The 19,447-nt window shown below is 54.4% G+C and carries 20 protein-coding genes; 10 read left to right on the forward strand and 10 right to left on the reverse strand.

Annotated elements, in window-relative coordinates:
* Window positions 1-47 precede the first annotated feature (47 nt).
* The gene (fadR, locus tag CUN67_RS10955) at window positions 48-767 is read right to left on the reverse strand and encodes a fatty acid metabolism transcriptional regulator FadR (protein ID WP_208715328.1); all 720 of its coding nucleotides are present in this window, start codon (window positions 765-767) and stop codon (window positions 48-50) included.
* 210 nt (window positions 768-977) lie between these two features.
* On the opposite strand from fadR, the gene nhaB reads away from it, so the two are divergent.
* Window positions 978-2,501: a sodium/proton antiporter NhaB gene (gene nhaB / locus CUN67_RS10960; RefSeq protein ID WP_208715329.1), complete on the forward strand. Its 1,524-nt coding sequence runs from the start codon at window positions 978-980 to the stop codon at window positions 2,499-2,501.
* Window positions 2,502-2,621: 120 nt separating this feature from the next.
* Complete coding sequence (dsbB, locus tag CUN67_RS10965; RefSeq protein WP_208715330.1) at window positions 2,622-3,152, forward strand: disulfide bond formation protein DsbB; 531 nt, start codon at window positions 2,622-2,624, stop codon at window positions 3,150-3,152.
* Between the two features lie 38 nt (window positions 3,153-3,190).
* Here the strand turns inward: dsbB and CUN67_RS10970 are convergent, their stop codons facing one another.
* The 3 genes from CUN67_RS10970 to CUN67_RS10980 all read right to left on the reverse strand — a co-directional run bounded on the left by CUN67_RS10970 (window position 3,191) and on the right by CUN67_RS10980 (window position 4,898).
* Window positions 3,191-3,637 carry a YcgN family cysteine cluster protein gene (locus tag CUN67_RS10970; protein WP_208715331.1) on the reverse strand — a complete coding sequence of 149 codons (447 nt, stop codon included), beginning with the start codon at window positions 3,635-3,637 and terminating at the stop codon, window positions 3,191-3,193.
* Between the two features lie 65 nt (window positions 3,638-3,702).
* Window positions 3,703-4,362, reverse strand: coding sequence for a fumarylacetoacetate hydrolase family protein (locus CUN67_RS10975; RefSeq protein ID WP_208715332.1), 660 nt, complete (start codon window positions 4,360-4,362; stop codon window positions 3,703-3,705).
* A 260-nt stretch (window positions 4,363-4,622) separates the two neighbouring features.
* Window positions 4,623-4,898, reverse strand: a complete 276-nt coding sequence (locus CUN67_RS10980) for a YcgL domain-containing protein (protein WP_208715333.1) — start codon at window positions 4,896-4,898, stop codon at window positions 4,623-4,625.
* A 153-nt stretch (window positions 4,899-5,051) separates the two neighbouring features.
* On the opposite strand from CUN67_RS10980, the gene minC reads away from it, so the two are divergent.
* The 3 genes from minC to minE are packed head-to-tail and all read left to right on the forward strand — an operon-like array spanning window position 5,052 to window position 6,881.
* Window positions 5,052-5,762, forward strand: coding sequence for a septum site-determining protein MinC (minC, locus tag CUN67_RS10985; protein WP_208715334.1), 711 nt, complete (start codon window positions 5,052-5,054; stop codon window positions 5,760-5,762).
* A gap of 33 nt (window positions 5,763-5,795) precedes the next feature.
* Window positions 5,796-6,608 (forward strand): septum site-determining protein MinD, encoded by an 813-nt coding sequence (gene minD / locus CUN67_RS10990; protein WP_084875267.1) that lies wholly within the window; start codon window positions 5,796-5,798, stop codon window positions 6,606-6,608.
* A 3-nt stretch (window positions 6,609-6,611) separates the two neighbouring features.
* Entirely contained in the window at window positions 6,612-6,881 is a 270-nt protein-coding gene (minE, locus tag CUN67_RS10995; protein ID WP_013509389.1) for a cell division topological specificity factor MinE, read from the forward strand.
* 53 nt (window positions 6,882-6,934) lie between these two features.
* Here the strand turns inward: minE and rnd are convergent, their stop codons facing one another.
* From rnd to CUN67_RS11020, 5 genes are all read right to left on the reverse strand, one after another.
* Complete coding sequence (gene rnd / locus CUN67_RS11000) at window positions 6,935-8,056, reverse strand: ribonuclease D (protein WP_208715335.1); 1,122 nt, start codon at window positions 8,054-8,056, stop codon at window positions 6,935-6,937.
* Between the two features lie 98 nt (window positions 8,057-8,154).
* Window positions 8,155-9,831, reverse strand: coding sequence for a long-chain-fatty-acid--CoA ligase FadD (fadD, locus tag CUN67_RS11005; protein ID WP_208715336.1), 1,677 nt, complete (start codon window positions 9,829-9,831; stop codon window positions 8,155-8,157).
* A 209-nt stretch (window positions 9,832-10,040) separates the two neighbouring features.
* Complete coding sequence (locus CUN67_RS11010; protein ID WP_208715337.1) at window positions 10,041-10,634, reverse strand: Slp family lipoprotein; 594 nt, start codon at window positions 10,632-10,634, stop codon at window positions 10,041-10,043.
* Between the two features lie 60 nt (window positions 10,635-10,694).
* Entirely contained in the window at window positions 10,695-11,393 is a 699-nt protein-coding gene (gene tsaB, locus CUN67_RS11015; RefSeq protein ID WP_208715338.1) for a tRNA (adenosine(37)-N6)-threonylcarbamoyltransferase complex dimerization subunit type 1 TsaB, read from the reverse strand.
* Window positions 11,394-11,446: 53 nt separating this feature from the next.
* The gene (locus CUN67_RS11020) at window positions 11,447-13,357 is read right to left on the reverse strand and encodes an ATP-dependent DNA helicase (RefSeq protein WP_208715339.1); all 1,911 of its coding nucleotides are present in this window, start codon (window positions 13,355-13,357) and stop codon (window positions 11,447-11,449) included.
* A gap of 124 nt (window positions 13,358-13,481) precedes the next feature.
* Here CUN67_RS11020 and CUN67_RS11025 point away from each other — a divergent pair, with 124 nt between their 5' ends.
* Window positions 13,482-13,826, forward strand: coding sequence for a RidA family protein (locus CUN67_RS11025; protein WP_021183012.1), 345 nt, complete (start codon window positions 13,482-13,484; stop codon window positions 13,824-13,826).
* A 13-nt stretch (window positions 13,827-13,839) separates the two neighbouring features.
* On the opposite strand, the gene CUN67_RS11030 is transcribed toward CUN67_RS11025, so the two are convergent.
* Window positions 13,840-14,025, reverse strand: a complete 186-nt coding sequence (locus CUN67_RS11030) for a YoaH family protein (RefSeq protein ID WP_208715340.1) — start codon at window positions 14,023-14,025, stop codon at window positions 13,840-13,842.
* 111 nt (window positions 14,026-14,136) lie between these two features.
* Between CUN67_RS11030 and pabB the strand changes: the two genes are divergently transcribed.
* From pabB to CUN67_RS11050, 4 genes are all read left to right on the forward strand, one after another.
* Entirely contained in the window at window positions 14,137-15,495 is a 1,359-nt protein-coding gene (gene pabB, locus CUN67_RS11035) for an aminodeoxychorismate synthase component 1 (RefSeq protein WP_208715341.1), read from the forward strand.
* Window position 15,496: 1 nt separating this feature from the next.
* Window positions 15,497-16,075 (forward strand): CoA pyrophosphatase, encoded by a 579-nt coding sequence (locus CUN67_RS11040; protein WP_208715342.1) that lies wholly within the window; start codon window positions 15,497-15,499, stop codon window positions 16,073-16,075.
* A 196-nt stretch (window positions 16,076-16,271) separates the two neighbouring features.
* Window positions 16,272-17,636 (forward strand): L-serine ammonia-lyase, encoded by a 1,365-nt coding sequence (locus tag CUN67_RS11045; protein WP_208715343.1) that lies wholly within the window; start codon window positions 16,272-16,274, stop codon window positions 17,634-17,636.
* Window positions 17,637-17,879: 243 nt separating this feature from the next.
* A complete protein-coding gene (locus tag CUN67_RS11050) occupies window positions 17,880-19,442 on the forward strand; it encodes an EAL domain-containing protein (protein WP_208715344.1) in 1,563 nt (520 codons plus the stop codon).
* Window positions 19,443-19,447 lie beyond the last annotated feature (5 nt).

Consider the following 19,447-nt stretch of genomic DNA (forward strand, 5'->3'; position numbering starts at 1 on the left):
ACAAAAAACGCCATCAAATTGATGGCGTTTTTTTACTGAAGCCTTGATTAACGCTTACTGCCCAAATCTTCCGGCATGCTTTTCTGCATGCTGTGCCAGATTTCACCACTGCGACGGCCATAATCACGCACGCAATCAACAATCTGTTCCTGTGTCGGCACCATGCCACACAGGTTAGCCAGCTGCTGATAAAAGTTGCGGGCCAGTTCACGCGCTTCCGGGTTGGAGAAATAATGGCGGCCTACGCGGGTATACAACCCTTTCAGGCCATTAAGAATCAGACCGTAGATCGGGTTACCCGAAGCGAAAGCCAGACCGCGGAACACGCGATAATCCAGCTCGGTGTAGGCATCGGCCTGATCGTCAGAGCTGAGCGCGGTTTCCAGCACGTCACGCGCCTTATCCGGGTGATGACGCAAGGCGCGGCTGATAAAGATCGATGCGATGTTGGTACGCACTGACAGCAGATTATCAATCAGCTGCGGCACGCTGTCGTGATCGAGACGCGCCAGGGTTTCCAGAATGTTTAAACCTGATGTTTCCCAGAAATCATTCACCCGGGTCGGTTTACCGTGCTGAATGGTTAGCCAGCCATCACGAGCCAGACGCTGCAATACCTCGCGCAACGTGGTACGGGTAACGCCAATCAGTTCAGAAAGCTCACGTTCGGCAGGCAGAATGGACCCTGGCGGAAAACGACTGTTCCAGATGCTTTCAATAATATACTCTTCAGCAAATCCTGCCGGGCTTTGCGCCTTAATCACCATAGCGTTTATTTCTCGTTGCTTTCTTTATCGTAATTAGACTCATCATACCAGAGGGGCTATAGCGGATATAGCCTGGCAACAGATTAAAAGCGCGCGCTGGCGCAAATTTCAACATCAATCATTTACCCCGGAAACTGCGTTTGCATGACGCGCCGGGTCGCATTACCCTTTGGCAAAATTTACAACATGGCATGACATTCAGGAGAACAGATGGAACTCAGTTATGCACAGGCATTCAGGCGCAATTTTCTTGGGCAGTCGCCCGAATGGTACAAACTTACTCTGATTGTTTTTCTGGTGATCAATCCGCTGGTTTTCCTGTTTATCAGTCCGTTTTTAGCCGGCTGGTTACTGGTGGCGGAATTTATTTTTACCCTCGGCATGGCGTTAAAATGCCATCCGCTGCTCCCCGGTGGCTTGCTGGCAATTGAAGCCGTTGCCATCGGTATGGCCAGTGCCGGGCAGGTTAAAGCCGAACTGACGGGGAATATTGAGGTGTTAATGCTGCTGATTTTTATGGTGGCAGGCATCTTCTTTATGAAACAACTGCTGCTCTTCGTTTTCACCCGGATATTACTGTCGATACGCAGCAAGGTGCTGCTCGGTCTGACTTTCTGCCTCGCCTCGGCATTCCTTTCCGCATTTCTCGATGCGCTGACGGTGCTGGCGGTGGTGATCAGCGTCGCGATGGGTTTTTACGAGATCTACCATCGTGTAGCATCAGCGGCAGCCTCACAGCATGATGAGTCTCGCGCAACGCTGGAAAAGTTTCGTGCTTTTTTGCGCAGCCTGATGATGCAGGCTGGCGTGGGTACGGCTCTCGGTGGTGTGATGACGATGGTGGGAGAACCCCAGAATCTGATCATTGCGCACGCAGCGGGTTGGAACTTCAGCGAGTTTTTCCTGCGCATGGCACCCGTTACTGTCCCTGTGCTGCTGTGCGGTATTGTGACCAGCATGCTGGTGGAGCGTTTCCGCTTATTTGGCTACGGTGAAACGTTGCCGGATGCGGTTCGTACCATTTTGCTGGACAGCGATCGCCAGGCCAGTGCACAACGCACCCGACAGGAAACCCTGAAACTCGGGGTACAGGCGCTGATTGGCGTATGGCTGATTATCGCGCTGGCTTTTCATCTGGCGGAAGTGGGGCTTATCGGCCTGTCAGTGATTATCCTTGCCACGTCGCTGTGCGGTGTCACCGATGAACATGCGCTGGGCCAGGCGTTTACCGAAGCCCTGCCCTTTACTGCGTTGCTGGCGGTTTTCTTTGCCATTGTCGCCGTGATTATTGAACAGCAGCTGTTCCAGCCATTGATCCATTTTGTATTACAGGCCGACCCGGCATCACAGCTCAGTTGGTTTTATGTGTTTAATGGTCTGCTGTCGTCGATTTCCGATAACGTTTTCGTCGGTTCGGTGTATATCAATGAAGCGAAACATGCCTTCCAGAGCGGCGTCATTGACCTGCGTCAGTTTGAATTACTGGCTGTCGCGACGAATACCGGAACGAATCTGCCCTCGGTAGCGACGCCTAACGGGCAAGCGGCATTTCTGTTTCTGCTGACCTCCGCTCTGGCTCCACTGATCCGCCTTTCTTATGGCCGCATGGTATGGATGGCTTTACCCTTTACCCTGGTGCTGTCACTGGTTGGTTTTTTCTGCATTAATGAGTGGCTGGTGCCTGTGACAGATTATTTCATGCAACAGGGTTGGCTTAGCGCCGCACAACTCTGAGGTTTTTTGGCCTGGATCAGGATAAGTCATTTTTCTACATGATTTTTTCCCGCGTCCAGGCTGGCACGGTCGCGCTTTTGGTTTACACTGCGATGCATTAATGACTACAGGAACAGCACTATGTTGCGATATTTGAACCAATGTTCGCGGGGACGCGGCGCCTGGTTATTGTTGGCACTGACGGCACTGGCTCTTGAACTGACTGCACTCTTTTTTCAGCACGTCATGGGGCTGCAACCCTGTGTCATGTGTATTTATGAACGATGCGCGCTGTTTGGCGTGATGGGTGCGGGCATTGTCGGTGCCATCGCACCGAAAACGCCACTGCGCTGGGTGGCGCTGCTAATCTGGCTTTATAGTGCAATTGAGGGATTAAGACTGTCCTGGGAACACACCATGATCCAGCTGCACCCTAATCCGTTTGTCACCTGCGATTTTGCCGCACGCTTCCCGAGCTGGTTACCACTGGATAAATGGTTGCCTGCGGTATTTGTGGCGCATGGCGACTGCTCCGAGCTGGGCTGGACCTTCCTCACCTGGAGTATGCCGCAGTGGCTGATCGTGACGTTCGGTGCCTATCTGCTGGTTGCGGTGCTGGTGCTGATTGCTCAGCCATTTAAAGCCAAACGCCGCGATTTGTTTGGTCGCTAATCAACATAAAACAGGCAGCCTGCGCTGCCTGTTTTTTCTCAGCCATGGCGATCAGGCCGGTCAATAATATGGTCTTCCCAGTCTCTCACTTCGCTCTCACGCACCGCGATAAATCGCACCGAAATACGCTGCGCATGCATCGCTTTCTTCGAACCCGCAATCAGCGGATGCCAGGCTGGCAAGGTTTTCCCTTCCCCCAATAAGCGATAGGCACAGGTACGCGGTAGCCAGTTGAAAGTGGTGAGATTTTCCCGCGTCAGCTTGATGCAATCTTCCTCATATTCAAAACGCCGTTCGTAGTTACGACACTGGCAGGTTTTGATATTGAGCTGATTACAGGCAACGTTAGTGAAGTAGATTTCATCGGTGTCCGCATCCTGCAGTTTATTCAGGCAGCACTGACCACAGCCGTCGCACAGCGATTCCCACTCGGCGTCATTCATTTGGTCAAGGCGTTTTGTCTGCCAGAAAGGCTGTTCGGTCATGGTGGCGGTCCGGATTAACGTAAAGACCGCACCTTATACAAGGTTCAGGTGCGGCGATGCAAGTTTTACAGTACGCGAGTGGTGATACCGTGGCCAGCGAGGGAGATTTCCAGCTTATCACCGGAACGCATGGGTCCCACCCCTTCCGGGGTACCGGTGAGCACCACGTCACCTGCGCGCAGGGTAAAATACTGGCTCATATAGGCAATCAGCGGCAGAATTTTGTGGATCATGTCAGCAGTGGTGCCATGCTGACGCACTTCACCGTTCACCACCAGCTTTAACTCCGTGTTCTGCGGATCGCCATCGAATTCAGAAACCGGGATAAAACCAGACAGCGGACAGGAGTTGTCAAAGCCTTTGGATTTCTCCCACGGACGACCTGTTTTCTTCAGACCGGCCTGCACATCACGCAACGTCAGGTCCAGCGCCACACCATAACCGGCAATGGCTTTCGCCACATGTTCTTCGCTCGCCTGCTTCAGCGTCGCGCCGATCAGTACGGCCAGTTCAACTTCATGATGCACTTCACCAAAATTGTCCGGAATGGACAGCGGCTGACGCAGATCGCACAGTGCGGTTTCCGGTTTGATAAACACCACCGGCTCGTCAGGCGTTGCGCTTCCCATCTCCTTGATATGATTAGCATAGTTGCTGCCAACACAGACCACTTTGCTGGCCGGATAATCCAACAGAGCGCCCTGCCAGTTACGATGCTGATACATGCTATTCCCCTGCTTTGATTTGAGTATGACGCCAGTTGATCTGGCGCGTTGTGTCTGCTTCAGTGCCGGAACGCGGCAGGCTGAGGGTCAATATATTAAGCTGCTTTGTGGCTAAGGAGTGTGCGTAAATTGTCAAAAGACGTTAATCGATATCGCCATGGCCAGGCGATATTGCCTGCAATTAAGGGTTAACCGCAGGCAAATAAATAAAGCGACTACGCTGATGATTAAATCTGGATATATTTACAGATGAATCCGAATTAATCTTTTTTGCTTTGCTGAAGATGTATGTTCAACAGACTTTCCGGTGGTGGCGGCAATTGTAAATAATAGCCCTGATCGCGCAATGCCTGCTTAACTTTATTGATATCTGCCCCCGCCAGTTTGTCGCGCTTTTCCAGCGACAGCACCATAGATAGCTGGGGTTTGCCGAAGCCACGGAGCAATTCTTCTGGTACACGAGAAAAATCGTCTTTTTTTTCAACATAAAGATAAGTCTGGTCACGTTGCGGGCTTCTGTAGATCACACAAAACATATTTTTTACTCGAATTAACTGATGGCGTCACTTGCCTGAATATAGCAGTAACTATAACATGCTTGCTGAACTTCGAATATTGACCGCAGGGTGTTAATGACGATTTTATCGGCGTTCATCAAGCGGTAGTGAAAACAGGACGAGTCAGGACAGATGTCGCAAATGCCAATCGAATTCAAGGGAAGCAGTTTTACCCTGTCAGTCGTTCATCTGCACCATTCGCAACCTGAGGTGATTCGTCAGGCGTTGCAGGACAAAATCGACCAGGCGCCCGGCTTCCTGAAAAATGCACCGGTGGTGCTGAATGTGTCGGCATTGAACGGCGACATCAACTGGAAGCAGATGCAGCAAGCCATCAGTGCAACGGGGCTGCGCATCGTTGGCGTCAGCGGTTGTAAAGACGATGCGCTGAAAAAGATGATTGCGCGTGCCGGATTGCCGGTGTTGTCAGAGGGAAGCGATCGCAAAAAGCGCACTGATGCGCCAGCGACTGAACCCGAGCCAGCACCTGCACCCGTGGTGGCGGATACCGTCAATAAGACCCGCATCATTAATACGCCCGTCCGTTCTGGCCAGCAAATCTACGCCCGCAATGCTGATTTGATTGTCACCAGCAGCGTGAGCGCTGGTGCCGAGCTGGTTGCCGATGGCAACATTCATATTTACGGCATGATGCGCGGTCGCGCCCTGGCGGGTGCCAGTGGCGAGCGTGACTGCCAGATTTTTTGCACCAACCTCGCCGCAGAGTTGGTCTCCATTGCCGGGGAGTACTGGATCATGGATCAGATTCCGGCTGAGTTTTTTGGTAAAGCTGCGCGTTTATGCCTCAAAGAGGGCGCGCTCACCATTCAGACACTTAATTAGGCCCCTTTTCTTTCGTTAAGGAAATCAACATTTATGGCACGCATCATTGTAGTTACATCCGGTAAAGGGGGCGTTGGCAAGACCACGTCAAGCGCGGCCATCGCCACTGGACTCGCGCAAAAAGGCAAAAAAACGGTGGTGATCGATTTTGATATCGGTCTGCGTAACCTCGACCTGATCATGGGCTGTGAACGTCGTGTTGTTTACGACTTCGTCAATGTTATTCAGGGCGATGCCACATTGAACCAGGCGCTGATCAAAGATAAGCGCACCGAGCAGCTTTATATTCTGCCCGCGTCGCAAACCCGCGACAAAGACGCCCTGACCCGCGAAGGCGTGGAAAAAGTGCTTAACGACCTGGCGACGATGGAATTCGATTTTATCGTCTGCGACTCACCCGCCGGTATCGAAACGGGTGCCCTGATGGCGCTGTATTTCGCCGATGAAGCGGTCATCACCACTAACCCGGAAGTTTCCTCGGTCCGTGACTCTGACCGTATTCTTGGCATTATTTCATCCAAATCCCGTCGTGCGGAAAATAGCCAGGAAGCGGTGAAAGAACACCTGCTGCTGACCCGTTACAATCCGGGCCGCGTAAGCCGTGGTGATATGCTGAGCATGGAAGACGTGCTGGATATCCTGCGCATTCCGCTGGTCGGCGTGATTCCTGAAGATCAATCGGTGTTACGTGCCTCCAACCAGGGCGAACCCGTGATCCTCGATACCACCTCAGATGCCGGTAAAGCCTATGCTGATACCGTAGACCGCCTGCTTGGCGAAGAACGCCCCTTCCGCTTTATTGAAGAAGAGAAGAAGGGTTTCCTGAAACGCCTGTTCGGGGGATAACCAATGGCATTACTTGATTTCTTTTTATCCCGTAAGAAGAACACAGCCAACATAGCCAAGGAAAGGCTGCAGATTATTGTGGCTGAACGCAGAAGGGGTGACAGTGAGCCCCACTATCTGCCGCAGCTCAAGCGCGACATTCTGGAAGTGATTTGCAAATATGTGAAAATTGATCCGGATATGGTGACCGTTCAGCTGGATCAGAAAGGGGATGATATCTCGATTCTGGAGCTGAACGTTACACTACCGGAGACGGAAGAAGTCACCAAATGACGCCAGCGGTTTCCTGATTTTCTCCTGCGCAGTTTGCAGGGGAAAAAACCGCGTTACAGGCTTTGCAAAATCTCGTCGATGCGCGCTTTCAGCAAATCGCCGCGCCAGCCTGTGAGCAATTCCGGGGTGCGTGATGCCGTTTTCAAGCCCCAATGCACACTCAGAACCTGATTGATCTGGCGACGTGAAGCCAGCAACTCCTGACTAAACCCGGTATCCTCACTGACCTGCTGCACCAGCGCTTTGATCGCTTTAAAGGTTTGTTTGTATTGTGGATGGTCGATCAAATTGCCCAGCGGTTGTGGCAGTGTGGCCTCATCCTGCGCCTGTGCTTCAGCGACCAGCGCCACCATCGCTTTGCCGTGGAAGCGAATCTCATGACCATTCAGGCCAAGATGATCCAGCTCACCCAGGCTGCCCGGCATAAAGCGCGCGACTTTCCACAGATTCTCTTCGCGAACCACAAAGTTCACCGCCATATCTTTCTGACGTGCCAGGTTTAAGCGCCACTCTGCCAGGCGTTGCAGTGCGGCCAGCTGACGCGGGCGCAACTGCCAGGCATTGGTGATATCACGCCATGCCTCATTGGGCGTCAGCACATCCAGACGACGCTGGCACAGGGTATCGCACTCACTGAGTGCCGCCGCCATATTGCCAGCCGCTTCGGTTTGCGCCATTAACAGATGAGCAATCGGCAGCAGATACGCCACATCGGCAGCCGCATATTCACACTGCCGTGCCGTCAGCGGTCGAGCCAGCCAGTCAGTACGCGCTTCGCTTTTATCCAGCTCGATTTGTTCGAAATGCATCACCATCGCCGCAAAACCCCATGACAACGGCTGGCCGGAAAATGCCGCCAGAATCTGGGTATCAATCATGGGATCCGGCAGACAGCCAAAACGATGCAGAAACACTTCCAGGTCTTCACCACCCGCGTGCAGAAATTTCGTGACCCTGGTATCACGCAACAGGTCGATAAACGGTGTCCAGTCACTGATGTTGAGGGGATCGATCAGGACCAATTGCTCGCTATCAAACAGCTGGATCAGTCCCAGCTGCGGATAGTAAGTACGGGTGCGGACAAATTCGGTATCCAGCGCCACGGCAGCATGCTGGCGTGCCTTTTCGCACACCGCAGCCAGTTGGTCATTTTGGTCGATCAGGGAATAATTCACGTTATGTTTTCGCTGCGACAGACTGCGCGCAGCGCTCCATGTTAAAAGCAATAAAAACGCCGGACATTGCCGGCGTTAACCATTAAGCGAGGTACACACTACTGCCCTTCCCGCTTCACCTCATCACGCAATTCGCGACGTAAGATCTTACCCACATTGGTTTTAGGCAGCTCATCACGAAACTCGATAATCTTCGGCACCTTGTAGCCGGTAAGCTGACGCCGACAGTGATCCAGCACTTCTTCTTTAGTCAGGCTGGGATCTTTCTTCACGATGCACACTTTCACCGCTTCACCGGAAAGATCGCTCGGCACACCAATCGCGGCAGCCTCACGTATCTTCGCATGCTGCATCAGCACATCTTCGATTTCGTTAGGATACACGTTAAATCCCGACACCAGAATCATGTCTTTTTTACGGTCGACGATGCGGATAAAGCCTTCACTGTCCACGGTAACAATATCACCGGTGTGCAGCCAGCCATTTTTCAGCACTTCTTCAGTGGCTTCCGGACGTTGCCAGTAGCCAATCATTACCTGCGGGCCGCGAATACAAAGTTCGCCGGGTTCGCCTGGTGCCACGTCATTATCCTGCTCATCAACGATACGCACATCGGTGGAGGGGACTGGCAACCCGATACTGCCGGTGTGACAGGTAATGTCATAAGGATTGACCGACACCAGCGGCGAGCATTCCGTCAGGCCATAGCCTTCCAGCAGATAATGCCCGGTGAGTTTTTCCCAGCGCTCCGCCACCGCCTTTTGCACTGACATCCCCCCTCCTGCGGACATGCGCAGGGTGGAGAAATCCAGCTGATTAAAATTGGCATCGTTCAGCAGCGCATTGAACAACGTATTCACGCCGGTGATCGCGGTAAACGGGAACTTCGCCAGTTCTCTGACAAAGCCCGGGATATCACGCGGATTGGTAATCAGCAGGTTCTGCCCACCGAGGTCGAGGAATAACAGGCAATTCACCGTCAGGGCAAAAATATGATACAGCGGCAATGCGGTGACCACGCACTCCTGACCCGGGCGCAACAATTTGCCGTAGGTTGCCTTCGCCTGTTCGAGGTTGGCCTGCATGTTGCCGTGGGTCAGCATCGCGCCTTTCGCCACGCCGGTGGTGCCACCGGTATATTGTAAAAACGCCAGATCATCATTGGTCACGTCAGGACGCTGGTAACTTAGCTGTTCACCCCGCTGCAACGCCTGGCGAAACGGCACCGCACCTGGCAGATGATATTTCGGCACCAGTTTTTTCACGTAGCGGACGATAAAGTTAACCAGTGTGCCTTTTATCGGGGCCAGTTGATCCCCCATACGTGTCAGCATGACGTGTTTGACCTGGGTCTCCGCCACCACTTTTTCCAGCGTATGGGCAAAGTTCGACACGATAACAATCGCGCAGGCACCGCTGTCATTCAGTTGATGCTTTAATTCGCGCGGCGTATACAACGGGTTAACATTGACCACCACCATCCCGGCGCGTAACACACCAAACAACGCCACCGGATATTGCAGCAGATTAGGCATCATCAGGGCGACACGATCGCCCGCTTTCAGCTTCAGCCCATGCTGCAACCAGGCGGCAAAGGCGCGGCTTTGCTGCTCCAGCTGGCGATAGGTCATGGGTTGCCCCATGTTAACGAAAGCGACCTGATCGGCATATTGCGCCGCCGCATGCTCAAACAAATCGATTAACGATGTATAACGGTCAGCAGTAATTTCCGCTGGTACATCTGGCGGATAGCGTTTCAGCCAAACCTTAGTCAAAGATTCACCCCGAGTTTCTTGTTGCTTAGCCATCGCCGCCTCTGCCATCAGTGTCATTAACAATATTTTAACTGATTGTACCAGTTTGCCGGGTTCGACCTGTTCAGGTTGCGAGGCTCATCACTAAATTTCGCGCTTCGGTTGCGTGCGCAATAAAAAAGCCCGGTCGCGAGCGCCGCGATCGGGCCGTAAATAACTGAAATAAAAAATTATTCAGTCAGAATTGTTTCTACCTGTGCCGGACCGCTACTGTACATACCCCAGTAAGGGTTAGGTCCCCAGTATCCTGGGTGATGGCGCGTCGGTCCGTAGAAAATCCAGGGATCGATGGGCTGCGGCGGCGTCATAACCTGCTGGGTTAAATGCCAGCGCTGATAGCCTTTTACGTCGATCACGACAAAATTATAGTTGGCCTGGCCCACCGTGCCTTTTTCGCTACCTTTGATGTTACCCAGCACCGTAACGTACTGATTTTTCACATCGGTCGGATCAACAAATCCGTGAATGTCGGCAAAGATACGTCCAACCGAAGCTGAACCGAGGCGCGGACGCCCGCTGTCATCCAGCGGCTGGGTGGCAATTTCCAGACGCGTCAGACCATTCAGATTGGTGACGTTCACCACTTTACCGCCAAAACGTGACTCCTGGCCGACGTAAAGCTGCGGCGCATTCATCACCCGTAATAAATCTTGCTGTGGAAGCGGAGAACTCCCTTTAATGGAATCCGGCACCGAAACACAACCGCTGAGCAACAGCGCGCAGGCTAATAAAGCGCCAGACATCCTTTTACGACTAATTGGCATAAAAGCCTCCTGTTATTTCTCAGATTAGACTGAGAGCGCAGCGATAAGTTGCGTGGTGGCTTAACGTCCCGGCAATTTTTTCCATGCCACTTCATTGCGCAAATAGACCGGCTCGGCGTGCTCCACCGCGACAGTTTCCCCCCGTTGCCAGGCAGCCACAGCCAGCGGCAACATATCTTCGGCCGCCGGTAAGGTGACTTCGCTGGTCACCAGCTGGGCACCGGGCGTGGTGAGCAGGTGCGGATAGGCTTGCCAGCCGGTACCGACGGTGGTCCATTCGCCACTCAGACTATTGATGCGCGCCTGTGCCGCTTCTGGCGACAGCACCGCTTCGGTCTCTGCACCCTGCCATGCGCCATTAACATCGCGCTGATACTCAGCCCAGTAGACTTCGCCCATACGCGCATCAATCGCCGCCAGTACGCGCGTCGCGCCAGTTTTACGCCATGCACCCTGCGCCATCGTGGCCAGGGAGGAGACACCAATCATCGGCAGATTCGCTCCCAGTGCCAGCCCCTGAGCAATGCCAATGCCAATACGCACGCCGGTAAAGCTGCCTGGTCCACGCCCAAAAGCCAGCGCGTCGATCGCGGTCAGTTCCAGCTGCTGCGCCTGCAGCAGCTCCTGCACCAGTGGCAGAATACGCTGCGTGTGGTCACGCGGGGCGATTTCGAAACGGGCATCGATGTGCTGTTGATTCAGCAGTGCGGCAGAACAGGCTTCTGTCGCCGTGTCCAGGGCTAAAATTCGGGCGGACATAACAACCTCGGGAGATTCAAAATGGCGCGCATCTTACCACAGCCTGGCACAAATTAGTGACTCTCCTGCTCGCGAGCGAAGCGGATGGCGCGGTCAAGATCGCGGGTTCGTGGGGTGGGAGGCAAACTATTAAGGAACAGCGCACCATAGGGCCGCGACACCAGGCGCTGGTCGCAAATCACCAGTACACCACGATCGTCGGTATCACGGATCAACCGCCCCACCCCCTGTTTCAGGGTAATCACCGCATCCGGCAGCTGGACATCATTAAACGGGTCACCGCCACGTAAGCGGCAATCCTCCATGCGTGCCTTCAGCAATGGGTCTTCCGGCGAGGTAAACGGCAGCTTATCGATGATCACTAATGACAGCGCATCGCCCCGCACATCCACCCCTTCCCAGAAGCTGCTGGTGGCCACCAGCAAGGCATTGCCCGCTTCAATAAACTGCTTCAGCAGCTGACCTTTGCTGGTTTCGCCCTGCAACAGCACCGGCAGGGTCATGGAGGCACGAAATTCTGCTGCCAGTTCGCGCATCATCATGTGCGAGGTACAGAGAAAGAAGCAGCGCCCCTTGTTGGCATCGATCAGTGGCTTCATCATGCGTGCCAGCTGGCGGGCACCTCCGGGACGGTTCGGCTCCGGTAAGTTACGCGGCACGCACAGCAGCGCCTGACGGGCATAATCGAACGGGCTGTTGAGAATCAGCGTTTTCGCTTTATCCACCCCCAACCGGCTGGAGAAATGACTCATCTGTTCATTGACCGCCAGCGTGGCGGAGGTGAAGATCCAGGCGGCTTTACGATTATCCATTACTTCCCGGAAGCGTTCTGCCACCGACAGCGGCGTCAGCGCCAGGGTGAAATGTCGGCTGGAGCATTCATACCAGTAGCTGAACCCCGGTTCATCGATGGCGCGCAGCCGTTTCAGGCGGGTTCGATAGAGGGCGGCACGCTCAAAGGCAGCATCCAACAATGCGGAGCGCCCCAGCGACAGTTTGATCACGTCATAACAAAGTTCCAGCGCATCATCCAGCAGGGTCAGCATGCGCATCACGTTGTTATCGTTCAGCAGATCGCGCAGATTGCCACGGAAACCCGGCTCCCCCAGCGTCAGGCGGAAATCCTGGGTGCATTGCGCCAGCCGGTCGGCAGATTTCTGTAGCTGCTGCACATCACGCACTTCGGTACGGTAGGCAATGATGATGTCTTTGACCAAATCGAGTAGCTGGCGGCTGGAGAGTTGCTGGCCGAAATACTGGCTGGCGATATCCGGCAGCTGGTGCGCTTCGTCAAAAATCATCACTTCCGCTTCCGGGATCAACTCGGCAAAGCCGCTCTCCTTCACCACTAAATCGGCGAGGAAAAGATGATGGTTGACCACCACTACGTCCGCATCCATGGCCCGTTTACGCGCCTTCACCACAAAGCAATCTTTATACAGCGGGCAATCACTGCCGAGACAGTTATCATTGGTGCTGGTGACGTAAGGCCAGACCGGGCTGTCTTCGGCGACACCGCTACAGCTGCTGATATCGCCGTCAACGGTTTCTGATGACCAGCCGCGCAGGGTAATCAAATCCCCCAGCGCCTGGACGCTAAGGTCGCCACCGGTTTGTGTTTGCTGCTCCATACGTTCGAGACACAGATAGTTGGAACGGCCTTTCAGCAGCGCGGTTTTGCCTTTAAATTTCAGGGCGCGGGCAACGGTGGGCAGATCGCGATTATAAAGCTGATCCTGCAACGCTTTCGATCCGGTGGAGATAATGACTTTTTTGTCAGCCCGCAACGCCGGGGCGAGATAAGCGTAGGTTTTCCCGGTACCGGTGCCGGCTTCGACCACTAACTCACCGCCGGTTTTCACCGCCTCAGCGACTGCCTGCGCCATCTCGCGCTGCGCTTCACGCGGTTTAAAGCCAGGGATCGCCAGCGCCAGCGCGCCGTCAGCTGCAAAATCGTCTGCCACACATCCTCACCGATTACTCAAAAAGACCTGTAATTATGTCAGGATTCCGCCTGTGCGACCACAACAGATGACAGCGCCCCCGGGGATGTGTCAGGCTAGTGCCGCAATAAATAAGGAGAAAATCATGACCATTACCCGTATCGATCCCGAGCACCGTATGTCCGAAGCCGTTATTCATAACCAGACCGTGTATTACACCAGCGTGCCGGAGAACCTTGATGAGGATGCGGAAGCGCAGACCGCCAATGCGCTGGCGGTCATTGACGCCATTCTGACCCGCGTCGGTTCCGATAAAAGCAAAATCCTCGACGCTACTATTTTCCTCGTCGATAAAGCCGACTTCCCGGCGATGAACCGCGCCTGGGATGCCTGGGTGTCACCGGGCAATGCACCGGTACGCTGTACCGTGCAAGCCGGTTTGATGAACCCAAAGTATAAAGTCGAAATCAAGATCATCGCCGCGTTGTAACACGTTTCGGGCGTCAGGCGTCGTCTTCGTCGTCTTCAAAGCGCGCCCGAATCTGCTCACCCTGATGGCTCTGGCGAATTTCATGCGCCACCTGGGCAATCGCCTGACCACTGGCCATACCGTCCGCCATCAATTCCTGAATACGTTCGACGGCCTGTTGTTGCTGTTCGTGAGATAATGCCGGAAGACCTGAAAACATAACTCGCTCCTGGGAAAAAGGGGACGCATTATTCCATGCGGAACAAACAGGTGCCAGCAGCAAAAAAATGTGTCAGGCTAACGCCCTTGTTGCTGTTATCTGATTTGTCCCATGATCGTAAAAACCCTCGCTCTGAATTATACGCCGGATACGCTGCCGCAGCTTTTTTCCCCTCTTGCTCATCAGCCGTGGGCGATGTTGCTGACCTCGGGTCACGCCGATCATGCGGATAACCGTTTCGATATTATGACCGCCGACCCGCTCGTTACCCTGGTGACCCGTGGCCCCGCGACAGAAATTACCCAGCAGGATAGCACGCGCTGTTCCGCCGAAGACCCGCTCACGCTGGTACAACGCTATTGTGATGCCCTCGGTGTGCAGCCTGCTTTTGCGGCAGATTTGCCCTTCCAGGGGGGGGCGATCGGTTTATTTGGTTACGATCTGGGGCGTCGTTTCGAACAGCTGCCACAGCTGGCGCAAAACGATCTCAACACCCCGGATATGGCGGTGGGCATTTATGACTGGGCGTTGATTGCCGACCATCATCAACGTAAGTTGACGCTGGTCGCACTGGATGATCCTGACGCGCGCTGGCAATGGTTACAGGCGCAAACCGCGCCGGTGGTGCCACCTTTTGCCCTCACCAGCGACTGGCAATCCAATCTGAGTTTTGATGATTACGCCCGGCGCTTTGCCGCCGTACAGGCTTATATTCAGGCCGGTGACTGCTACCAGGTCAACCTGGCCCAGCGTTTCCAGGCCAGTTATCGCGGTGATGAATGGCAGGCGTTTCAGCGCCTGAATGACGCTAATCGCGCCCCCTTCAGCGCCTTTTTGCGCTTGCCGGAAAGCGCCATTCTTAGCCTGTCCCCGGAACGTTTCCTTTCTCTGCAACAACGGGTGATTGAGACCCGGCCAATCAAAGGCACTCGCCCGCGCATGGCCGACCCGCAAGCCGATCACCAGCAGGCGCTGGAACTGGCCAGCGCTGAGAAAGATCGTGCTGAGAACCTGATGATTGTTGATCTGCTGCGGAATGATATTGGCCGCGTCGCCGAACCGGGTAGCGTTAGCGTACCCGAGCTTTTTGTGGTGGAACCTTTCCCTGCGGTGCATCATCTGGTCAGCACGGTGCGGGCGCAGTTACCGGCGCGGCTTTCCGCCACTGACCTGTTACGCGCTTGTTTTCCCGGTGGATCCATCACCGGCGCACCAAAAATCCGTGCGATGGAGATCATCGAAGAACTCGAACCGCATCGCCGTAACGCCTGGTGTGGCAGTATTGGTTATCTCAGCCTGTGCGGGCGCATGGATACCAGCATCACTATTCGTACCCTGATCGCCGAAAACCAGCAGTTGTACTGCGCGGCGGGCGGCGGGCTGGTTGCTGACAGCGCCGTCGCGGCGGAGTATCAGGAAACGCTGCACAAAGTGAATCGTATTTTGCCCAGCCTGCGGGAGCCATTTTAAGATGAACGGTGCACTGACCCTCGATCAATTCCTTAGCCGCTTTGTGTTGCAACCTCCGCTGGTTGCGGCGAAAAGTGTGATCAACGGTCGGCGCGCCGCCGTCCTGGTCCCCTTGATTGACGCTGCCGAGCCGGGCTTGTTGCTGACACGTCGCGCTTCCCATCTGCGCAAACATGCGGGTCAGGTGGCTTTCCCAGGCGGTATGCAGGATGCCACCGATGATTCTCTGATCCACACCGCCCTGCGCGAGGCGCAGGAAGAGGTGGGGATTCACCCCGATCAGGTGCAGGTGGTGGGCGTGTTGCCTGCGGTGATCAGCAGCACCGGTTTCGCCGTGACACCTGTAGTGGGCATCATTCCTGCCGGGCTGCCGCTCAGCATCAATCCGGACGAAGTCGAAAGTACCTTTGCCATGCCACTGGCCGAGGCATTGCGCCTCAGTCGTTACAGCGATTTGACGCTGCGTCGGGGTCATCGCCAGCATCAGGTGTGGCTTTCCTGGTATGAAGATTATTTTATCTGGGGCATGACCGCAGGCATCATTCGCGCGCTTGGTCAGCAAATCGCCCTCCCCGTCTGATTTATCTCCCTCTGGCAGGGTTGCTTGCCATTCTGTCATTGCCGGTTTTAGCCACCGGCAATGGATAACTATTTCTGTGTTGTATAATTAGTTTATTTCATGCGAAAAGCTGCTCCTGTCGCAGCACCTGCGATTACTATTAGCCGCATAAAACGGCCTGTGCCGTACTAAATAAGATTTGTGAGGAGTGTCACCGGTGATTAGTGTTTTTGACATGTTCAAAGTGGGCATCGGCCCATCCAGTTCGCATACCGTCGGCCCGATGAAAGCGGGTAAACAGTTTGTCGATCTGCTGGCCGAGCAGGGTAAGTTGCAGGATGTCACGCGCGTTGCGGTCGATGTCTATGGCTCCCTGTCACTCACTGGCAAAGGTCACCATACCGATATCGCCATCATTATGGGTCTGGCCGGTGCCGCGCCCGCTACCGTTGATATCGATAGCATCCCGGCCTTTATTCAGGATGTCGAACAGCGCGAGCGTCTGCTGCTGGCGAACGGTGCGCATGAGGTGGATTTCCCGCGTGAAGGTGGCATGGTGTTTCGTAGCGAAAACCTGTCATTGCATGAAAATGGCCTGACGCTGTTCGCCTTTGCCGGTGACCTGCTGATCCTCAGCAAAACCTATTATTCCATCGGCGGCGGTTTTATCGTCGATGAAGAACATTTTGGTCAATCGGTGCTGGATCAGGTCTCAGTTCCCTGGCCGTTCCACTCTGCCAAAGATTTGCTGAGCCACTGTCGCGAGAGTGGCTTGTCCCTGTCTGGTCTGGTGATGAAAAATGAGCTGGCGCTGCACAGTCGTGAGGAAATCTACAGCTACTTTGCTCATGTCTGGCAGACCATGCAGGCGTGTATCGATCGTGGCCTGAACACCGAAGGCGTGCTGCCGGGTCCATTGCGTGTGCCGCGTCGTGCCGCGTCATTGCGCCGTCTGCTGGTCTCTTCGACCAAACACTCCAACGACCCGATGAATGTTATCGACTGGGTCAATATGTTTGCACTGGCGGTGAATGAAGAAAATGCCGCCGGTGGGCGCGTGGTTACCGCCCCCACCAACGGTGCCTGTGGCATCGTGCCCGCCGTGCTGGCCTACTACGATCATTTTATTGAAAACGTCACGCCGGATATTTACATCCGCTATTTCCTCGCCTCGGGTGCCATCGGCGTGCTGTATAAAATGAACGCGTCGATTTCCGGTGCTGAAGTGGGTTGTCAGGGTGAAGTGGGCGTCGCCTGTTCCATGGCGGCGGCTGGTCTGGCGGAGCTGCTGGGTGCCAGCCCGGAGCAGGTCTGCGTTGCTGCTGAAATCGGCATGGAACATAACCTGGGTCTGACCTGTGACCCGGTCGCAGGTCAGGTGCAGGTGCCCTGCATTGAGCGTAACGCCATTGCCTCCGTCAAAGCCATCAACGCTGCCCGTATGGCGCTGCGTCGCACCAGCGAACCGCGCGTCTCGCTCGATAAGGTGATCGAAACCATGTACGAGACCGGCAAAGATATGAACGCCAAATATCGGGAAACCTCACGCGGCGGCCTTGCCATCAAGGTGCAGTGCGACTAATTCCCCCTCTGACGCAGCAGCTTGCTTCGGTGCGCAAAAAAACACCGATTGAACTTTTTTATGCAACTGCTGCTACCTCCGTCTGGTTAAACCAGATAGAGTGATTTACACGCGGCCCTCGTTGGCCGCGTTGCTTTTTCAGTACCGCTTTTTTTCCTGAGCCGTGCTAAACCTGGCCGCCGCTATGCCGATAACTTATACGTTACTTTGGCTTTATTCTTAGTCCTTGCAAGGTGGTTACTGATGCTCATAGCCCAGCAATTTGTTGGTCAATTTCGCCGTAAGCGTTTGCTTATCGCGTTAGTGATCGCCGCGCTGGTATTAATTCTCACGCTGACTTTTCGTTATATCGAAGAGAAGTCACGTATTGAGCAGCAGTCACTGGATTTTGCATCACGCGCCATCGAACGTTTTGATCGCATGTTTTCACCGCTGGATGTTTCCGCCAATAACACCCTGGGATTGGTTGGCGTACCCTGCCCTGAAGTGCGCTTTCCACTGATTGAAAAAATCGCCGCGCTACAAACGGTGCGATCGATACAGCTGGTGCAGGATGACACCCTGTATTGTTCCAGCATCTATGGCCCGAGTCATATCCCCTTTAGTCTTACCTACCCCGAACTGGCGATTAATAATCAGCGCATGATGCTGACCACCGATGATTATCTTTTAAAAGGTTCCCCGGTGCTTTTGCTCTGGACGCCCAAGTCGCTGGACAACCGCGAAGGTTTACTTCAGGTGATTAATATCGAACTGATGACCAATTATCTGCTGGAACCACAGTTGCCGTGGGTGGAACGCGCCATTTTCAACGTTGGCGGCCAGAGTCTGGAATATGGCAATCCGCTGATTGAGCCGACCGTGCCGTCCGAGGATGAAGTGGCCTACGACCAGGCATCCCTGCGTTACCCTTACACCATCACCCTGTATGGCCCCTCGCCCGCCCGTCTGGCACTGAGTACCCTGCCCTCGCAGTTACCGCTGGCGGTGCTGCTGAGCCTGTTGATGGGGTATATCGTCTGGCTGGCTACCGCTAACCGTATGAGCCTCAGCTGGCAAATTAGTTATGGCATCACCGCCAATGAATTTATGGTCTATTGTCAGCCGCTGATTAATGCCAAAAGTGGCGAATGTGATGGTATCGAATTGCTGCTGCGCTGGCATAATCCGCGCCAGGGCTGGATCGCTCCCGATGTATTTATTCCGCTGGCCGAGCGGCAAAACTTAATTGCCCCACTGACGCGTTTTGTCATCGCCAAAGTGGTGGATGAGCTACCGAATCTGCCACGCTGTCCCTCCTTCCACATCGCCATTAATGTGGCTGCCAGCCATTTCCACGACCGGGCGATTGTCGAGGATTTGCAACGCATCTGGTGGCCGGCCAATCCGCTGCCGGGACTGGTGGTGGAATTGACCGAGCGCGATGCTTTACCCATCATTGATCAGTCGGTGGTTGCCCAGCTGCATGAAATTGGCGTCAGGCTAGCGATTGATGATTTCGGTACCGGGCACAGCTCGCTGGCCTATCTGAAAGACCTCAAGCCGGATGTACTCAAGATCGATAAGATCTTTACCGCCGCCATCGGCACCGACGCCATTAACGCGACCGTCACGGATATGGTGATTTCACTGGCACAGCGTCTGAATATCGCGCTGGTGGCGGAGGGCGTGGAGACGGCGGAACAGGCGCATTATCTGCGCGAACGTGGGGTGGATCATTTACAGGGTTACTTCTATGCCCGACCCATGCCGATCGAAGATTTCCCTGACTGGCTGGAACAACATCAGGCACAGTTAAGCGCATAAAAAAC

Source organism: Pantoea cypripedii (assembly GCF_011395035.1).
Classification (GTDB): Bacteria; Pseudomonadota; Gammaproteobacteria; order Enterobacterales; family Enterobacteriaceae; genus Pantoea; species Pantoea cypripedii_A.